The sequence below is a fragment of the Streptomyces sp. RP5T genome (genome assembly GCF_003933965.1).
In the GTDB taxonomy this organism is placed as follows: Bacteria; Actinomycetota; Actinomycetes; order Streptomycetales; family Streptomycetaceae; genus Streptomyces.
The window spans coordinates 1-6,757 of the sequence record NZ_RSAJ01000457.1; the positions used below are offsets into that span (position 1 = coordinate 1).

The 6,757-nt window shown below is 70.8% G+C and carries 4 protein-coding genes and 1 pseudogene; all 5 read right to left on the reverse strand.

Translation table 11 applies throughout. The features are described 5' to 3' along the window. Positions 1-61: 61 nt before the first annotated feature. A complete protein-coding gene (locus EHS43_RS33285) occupies positions 62-2,338 on the reverse strand; it encodes a bifunctional glycosyltransferase family 2 protein/CDP-glycerol:glycerophosphate glycerophosphotransferase (protein WP_125194380.1) in 2,277 nt (758 codons plus the stop codon). Positions 2,339-2,492: 154 nt separating this feature from the next. Next, entirely contained in the window at positions 2,493-3,401 is a 909-nt protein-coding gene (locus EHS43_RS33290) for a carbohydrate ABC transporter permease (protein ID WP_125194381.1), read from the reverse strand. Beyond that, positions 3,398-4,741: a carbohydrate ABC transporter permease gene (locus EHS43_RS33295; RefSeq protein ID WP_125194382.1), complete on the reverse strand. Its 1,344-nt coding sequence runs from the start codon at positions 4,739-4,741 to the stop codon at positions 3,398-3,400. Before EHS43_RS33295 ends, EHS43_RS33290 begins: the two co-directional genes overlap by 4 nt. A 5-nt stretch (positions 4,742-4,746) precedes the next feature. Beyond that, complete coding sequence (locus EHS43_RS33300; RefSeq protein WP_125194383.1) at positions 4,747-6,126, reverse strand: ABC transporter substrate-binding protein; 1,380 nt, start codon at positions 6,124-6,126, stop codon at positions 4,747-4,749. Positions 6,127-6,301: 175 nt separating this feature from the next. Then, positions 6,302-6,757, reverse strand: a pseudogene (locus tag EHS43_RS33305) (cell division protein FtsK); the annotation flags it as partial.

Here is a 6,757-nt window from a genome sequence, read left to right on the forward strand (position 1 = left end):
CTGCCCTCTCCTAACGGGTCTCGATGGCTGAAGGGGCTTGATGGCTTGAGGGTCTGGACGGCTAACGGGTCTCGATGACGGGCGTGTCCTTCGCGGGGCGGGGCACGGTGGCCAGCGGATGGCGGTCGAGCGCTGCCGCCGCCGACGGCACCGGATGGCGCTCGGCGAGTGGCACCACCGCCGGCAGCCCGGTCCCACCCGGCAGCCCGGTCTCGCCCAGGACGACATGGCGTACGACTCGTTCGGCGGCGCGGCCGTCGTCGTACGGGCAGAAGCGCTCGCGGAACGCGGAGCGCAGCTGGGTGGAGCGGGAGCCGCGCCAGTGCCCGGTGGCGAAGATGTCGGTCAGCTCGTCCTCGCTGCGCGCGATCGCGCCGGGCGCGCAGGACCGCAGGTCGAAGTAGGTGCCGCGGGATGCCTCGTACGCCTCCCGGTCCTCGGCGTGGATCACGATCGGGCGGTCCAGGTTGGCGTAGTCGAACATCAGGGACGAGTAGTCGGTGACCAGGGCGTCCGAGGCCAGGCACAGGGATTCCACGCTCGGGTGGTCGCTGACGTCGACGACCCGCCCGGTCGCGGGGGAGGCGAGCGGGCCGCCGTGGCGGTGGTGGGCGCGGGCCAGCACGACGAAGCGGGGGCCCAGGCGGTGCACCAACCGCTCCACGTCGAGCGTGGTGCGCTGGGTGCGGCGGTAGTCGCGGTGGGTGGGCGCGTACAGGATCGCGACCGAGCCGTCGGGGATCCCGAGCGACTCGCGCAGCCGCCGTACGTCCTCCGAAGTCGCCCGCTGGAAAACGTCGTTGCGGGGGTAGCCGTAGGGGAGAGTGGTGTAACCGCCGGGGTAGACCCGCTCCCAGGTCAGGGTGGTGTGGCGGTTGGGGGACAGGAGGTAGTCCCACTGGTCGACACCACGCAGCATCGCCTCGACGTCCAAGTCGCCTGCCGCCGCCGGGCGTTCCCTGAGGTCGAGTCCCATGTGCTTGAGGGGCGTGCCGTGTTGGGTCTGGAGGAGGACCTGGCCGGGGCGCTTGACCAGACGGGGGTCGAAGTCGGTGTTGTCGACGAGGTACTTGGAGCGGGCCAGTGCCGTCCAGTGGGCGGCCGTCCCGGGGCGCAGTCTGCGGGTGGCGGTCGGGATCGTGTGGTGGTGCTCGGGGTGGGCGACCCACGCGGTGCGGATGTGCGGGGCGAAGGTGCGGAAAGCCTCCTCCAGCGCGCCAGGGTTGCAGCCGTGGCCGCGGCCCCCGTACGCGGCGAAGACGGCCCGGTCCTCGCGCAGCGGGAGGCAGCGCTGGACGCGGTAGTGGAGGCGGAGGGCCGCCGCGTGCAGGGACACGGCGAGCCGGGCGACCGGGCGGGCGGTGCGTCGGCCGAGACTCCGGGCCAGTTCCGTGAGCCGGTGGGTGCGGTACAGGCCGAGGCGGATCACGGTGTGGCGGGGCCACAGGCGCGCCGGGACCGGATGGCCCGGGACGCGGTGGGCGCGGTGGTGGGCGCGGGCGCGCCGCAGGAACTCGGCGCGGGTGCCGCGCGGGAGCCGGCTCCGCTCGGCGAACACCGCCCAGAGGTCGTCCACCATGCGGCGGAACAACACCGGGCGCCACCGCGCGAGTTCGGGGCGCCGGCCGACGTACGCGAAGACCCTGTCGTACTGCTCGAAGAGGTCGAGGTGCCCGGCCGGGTCGGCGGGTTCGGCCCGGCGGCGCTGCCGGTGGTGGACGCAGACCTGGTCCAGGGTGGCGATCGACTCGGCGGCCATCAGAACCGGGTGGCTCCAGGCCACGTCCGTGTGCCGGCCGGGCGGGAACGCGAAGTCCCCGCGCTCGACGAACTCCCTGCGGTACGCCTTGTTCCAGGCCACCGCCGGCACCTCCAGCAGCCCCGGGCGGTCCTCCAGGGGGAAGGGCGCCGGGCCCTGTTCGGTGAGCCGGTCGGCGAAGGCGCCGCGGACCCGCTCGCCCGACCGGTCGACGAGCAGGTGGCCGTGGACCAGCACGTCCGGCTCGCCGGTCTCCTTCAGCCGGTCGGCGATCGCCCGCAGCGCGTGCGGGGTCAGGGTGTCGTCGCCGTCGAGGAACAGCAGATAGTCGCCCGTCGCCTCGGCCGTCCCCGCGTTGCGGGCGGGACCGAGCCCCGACCGTCGCGACAGGTGGAGCGCGCGGACCCGGGGATCACGGGCCGCGAACTCGTCGACGATCTCCCCGCACAGGTCCGGCGAGCGGTCGTCGACCGCGATCAGCTCCAGATCCTCGTACGACTGCGACAGCACCGATTCCAGGCATGCGGGCAGGTACGCCTGGACCTGGTACGCGGGGACGATGACACTGAACCTGGGCACGGCACATCCAAGGGTCGGCGCGGGCGTTCTGCCCGGGAACGCCGCACGGGGGGCCGGAGTTACGGTCCGTACGGCATTCGGGCGAACGCGAAGGGGCGGGCCGTCTCCGGCCCGCCCCTGCTGGTCCAGCCCTCCAAAGAGGCGTTTCCTGGCGCTACTTGACCGCGCCCGCCATCACTCCGGACACGAACTGCCGCTGGAACGCGAAGAACACGATCAGCGGAATCACCATCGAGATGAAGGCGCCCGGTGCCAGGACGTCGACGTTGTCGGCGAAGGCACGCATCTGGGTCTGCAGGGCGACGGTGATCGGCTGGCTGTCGGCGTCCGTGAACACCAGGGCGATCAGCATGTCGTTCCACACCCACAGGAACTGGAAGATGCCGAGGCTCGCGATCGCGGGCCCCCCGAGCGGCAGCACCACCCGTGCGAACAGGCGCAGTTCACCCGCGCCGTCGAGCCTGGCCGCCTCCAGGAGTTCGCGGGGGATCTCCGCGAAGAAGTTCCGCAGCAGGAACACCGCGAAGGGCAGGCCGAAGCCGGTGTGGAAGAGGACCACGCCGAAGATGCTGCCGAACAGGCCGATCTTTCCGAAGAGTTCGGCGATCGGGATCAGCGCCACCTGCACCGGCACCACCAGCAGACCGACCACGCCCATGAACCACCAGTCACGGCCGGGGAACTCCATCCACGCGAACGCGTAACCCGCGAGCGCGCCGATGACGATCACCAGGATCGTCGTCGGGACCGTGATCAGCACGGTGTTGACGATGGAGTTGGTGATGTCGCTGTTCTGGAGCAGCTTGTCGTAGCTGTCGAAGGTGAGCTGGGACGGCTTGGTGAAGACCTGCCACCAGCCGGTCGCGGCCAGGTCCTGCGGACTGCGCAGCGAGGAGATCAGCAGCCCGATCGTCGGAACCAGCCAGAACAGGCCGATCAGGGCGAGGAGGAAACCGATCACACCGCCGCTGACGCGCTCGACGAGGCGTGAACCGAGCGACTGCCTCGCCTTCACCCCCTCGCCCGCTGCCGTCTCGGGCAGCCTTTCGGCCTGGGTCGTCATCGCCGCACCTCCCGCCTGAGCCGCCGGACGTTGAACCACATCACCGGGATCACCAGAAGCAGCAGGAACACCGAGATGGCGCTCGCGATGCCCGGCTGGTCCTCGGAGAAGCCCTTTCTGTACAGCTCCAGCGCGAGGACGTTCGCGTCGTCCTGCGAGGAGCCCGGGGCGATGATGAAGACCAGGTCGAAGATCTTCAGGACGTTGATCATCAGGGTCACGGTGACGACCGCGAGGACGGGGGCCAGCAGGGGGACCGTGACCCTGCGGAAGACCTGCCACTCGCTCGCGCCGTCGACCCGGGCGGCCTCCAGGAGTTCCCGGGGGATGCCCGCGAGCCCGGCCGCGATCAGCACCATCGCGAAGCCGGCCCACATCCAGATGTACGACCCGATGATCGCCGGCGTCACCAGCGACGGGCCGAGCCAGTCCAGGCCGTTGTAGGCCTCCTTGAAGTTGCTGGCCGGGAGCCGCAGTTGGGCCCCGTCGGCTTTCTCGGAGAAGGAGAAGGTGCCGTCGTCGCCGGCCTTCGCCGTCTCGACGACCTTGCCGTCCTTGACCGCCTCGATCCTCATGCCGGGGTAGCCGAGTTCGGTCGGGTCGACCCCGCCGAGCTTGCCGACGCCCTTGCCGCGTGTGAAGTCCTGCCAGGTGGTGCCGGTGATCCGGCCCGGGTCCGCCTGGGGCGCCACGGCCTTCTTCGCGTCACCGGGCATCTGGTCCGGGGCGACGCCCACCAGCGGCAGGGTGACCGTGCCGCCGGTGTGGACCGCGGACTTGGTGACGAACCCGCCGCCCTGGGCCACCAGCGGCGAGTCGCGGCCCGGGTGGGCCTTCGGGAACGCCGAGGACTGCGCGAACGTGTCGTGCACGCCCACCCACACCGCGTTCGCGAACCCCTTGTCCGGGTCCTGGTCGTAGACGAGCCGGAAGATGATGCCCGCCGCCAGCATCGAGATCGCCATCGGCATGAAGACGACCAGCTTGAACGCCGTTCCCCAGCGCACCCGTTCGGTCAGCACCGCGAAGATGAGACCGAGCGCGGTGGCGACCGTCGGCGCGAACACCACCCAGATGATGTTGTTCTTCAGGGCCGTGCGGATGCCGTCGTCGGTGAACAGGGCCTTGTAGTTGTCGATTCCGGCGAACCCGTCACCGGACTGGTCGTAGAAGCTGCGGACGAGCGAGTACCCGATCGGGTAGACCACGAGCGCGCCCAGCAGCACGAGGGCGGGCAGCAGGAACAGCGCTGCCACGGTCCGGCGCGTGCCGGTCACGCTCTTGCGCGACTTGGGTGAGGCAGGGGCCGGTGGGGCCCCTGCCTCGGTTGCCGAGGTCATCGCCCTCAGTTCCCGTAGGCGGCCGCCGCGTCGGCCTCCAGCTTCGCCTGCGTGCCCGCGATGTTCTTCGGGTTCGTCAGGAAGTCCTGGAGCGCCTTCCACTCACCCTTGCCGGGGGTGCCGCCGAAGGCCTGCGGGGCCTGGTCGGACATGTCGAAGCGGAAGTCGTCGCCCGAGTCGATCAGCGCCTTGGCGATCTTCTGCTGCACCGGGTTCGGATACGACGAGACGTCCACGCTCTTGTTCGGCGAGAGGTAGCCGCCCAGCTTGGCCTGGATCGTCGCCGCGTCCGGGGAGGCCAGGAAGGTCGCCAGCGCCTGCGCGGCCTTGGAGTCCTTGAGGATCACGGCCGCGTCGCCGCCGGAGACCACGGGCGCGGTGTCGCCGACCTTCGGGAACGGGAACACCTTCGCGTCGGTGCCGACCTTCGCCTTGGCGGTCTGGATGTTGACCTGCGCGAAGTCGCCCTCGTAGACCATCGCGGCCTTGGGCTGGTCACCCCCGGTGAAGGTCTGGGTCACCGAGGCGGGGAAGTCCGTCTGCAGCGCGCCCTTGGCGCCGCCCGCGACATAGTCCTTCTTGCCCCACACCTGGGCCAGCGTGGTCAGCGCGTCCTTCACGGACGGGTCCGTCCACTTGATCTCGTGCTTGGCGAGCTGGTCGTACTTCTCCGGGCCCGCCTGGGAGAGGTAGATGTTCTCGAACCAGTCCGTCAGGGTCCAGCCCTCGGCGCCGCCCACCGAGAAGGGGGTCACGCCCGAGTCGTAGACCGTCTGCGCGGTGCTCAGCAGCTCGTCCCAGGTCTTGGGTTCGCTCGCGCCCGCGTTCTCGAAGACCTTGGCGTTGTACCAGATCAGCGACTTGTTGGCGGCCTTGTAGTAGACGCCGTACTGGGTGCCGCCGATCTTGCCGATGTCCTGCCAGCCCTGCGAGTAGTTCTTCGCGAGCTCGGCCTTGGCCTCCGTGCCGAGGGGCTTGGCCCACTTCTTGTCCACGGCCTGCTTGATGGCGCCGGGCTGCGGGAGCATCGCGATGTCCGGCGGCTGGCCGCCCGCGACCTTCGAGCCCAGGAAGTTGACGATCGGGTCCTGGGCGGGCACGAAGGTCACCTTGGCGCCGGTGCGCTTCTCGAACTCCGCGAGCACCTTCTTGAAGTTGGCCTGCTCCTCGCCGCTCCAGACGGCGGCGACCTCCAGGCTCTGGCCGTTCAGCTTGGGGAGGTTGACCGTGCTGCCGGTCTCCTTGCCGCCTGTCGCGCCCGTGTCACTGCTCTTGTCGTCGTCTCCGCCGCATGCGGTGAGCGAGAGAGCGAGGGCTGCCGCGAGGGCGGCGGCCGCGGTCCTCGCTGCCCTGGGCGTTCGGTTTGGGCTGCTCGTGCTGCGCATCACGTCCCCGTTCCTCGTTCCGCGTCGAACGTTGAGGGTGTCCCGTGCGAACTGGTCTACGCCGGGAGAACTGGGTCGGCAAGGGCGCGTCCGCTGTCAAGCGGGCGATCGTTGCGGCCTCGTGACCAGTGCGGGCGCGTGCGGGCACACGACGAAGAGGGGCAGCCTGGTTCGGCTAAAGCAGTGACGGCACCTCTGCTGCTGCGACTTCCCTCGCTGCCCGTTCCAATGCGCTGGCGAGCAGAGCAAGATCTGTCGGGCCGTTGCCCAGTTCCCGGACCGGGCGGCGGGCCGGGGGGTCACCCATGCGTTCCCATTCCAGCGGGACGACCGTGGGGCGCAGGGTGGCCGTGCGGGGGATACGGCCGGTGACCCGGCCGGACTGGAAGGCCGTGACCCGGCCGTCGGGCCGGACCAGCCGGCCGCGGCCTGGGGCCGGTTCCTCCGGGCCGGTGGCCGGGGTGTCCAGGGTGACGCGCAGGGTGGCCCGGCGCGCCGCGTCCGACTCCGCCGTACGACCGCCCGGGCCGGTCGCGGCCACCAGGTGCACGCCCAGGCGCTCGCCCTCGCGGGACACCGCCTCCAGCGCGCGGATGACCGATCCGGCCGCGGGCCTGCCCGGGGCGCCGAG

Excerpts from the sequence above, each read along its gene's own strand:
- EHS43_RS33290 (WP_125194381.1), bottom strand. The coding sequence starts at position 3,401 with ATGACGACCCAGGCCGAAAGGCTGCCCGAGACGGCAGCGGGCGAGGGG.
- EHS43_RS33300 (WP_125194383.1), bottom strand. The coding sequence starts at position 6,126 with ATGCGCAGCACGAGCAGCCCAAACCGAACGCCCAGGGCAGCGAGGACC.
- EHS43_RS33295 (WP_125194382.1), bottom strand. The coding sequence starts at position 4,741 with ATGACCTCGGCAACCGAGGCAGGGGCCCCACCGGCCCCTGCCTCACCC.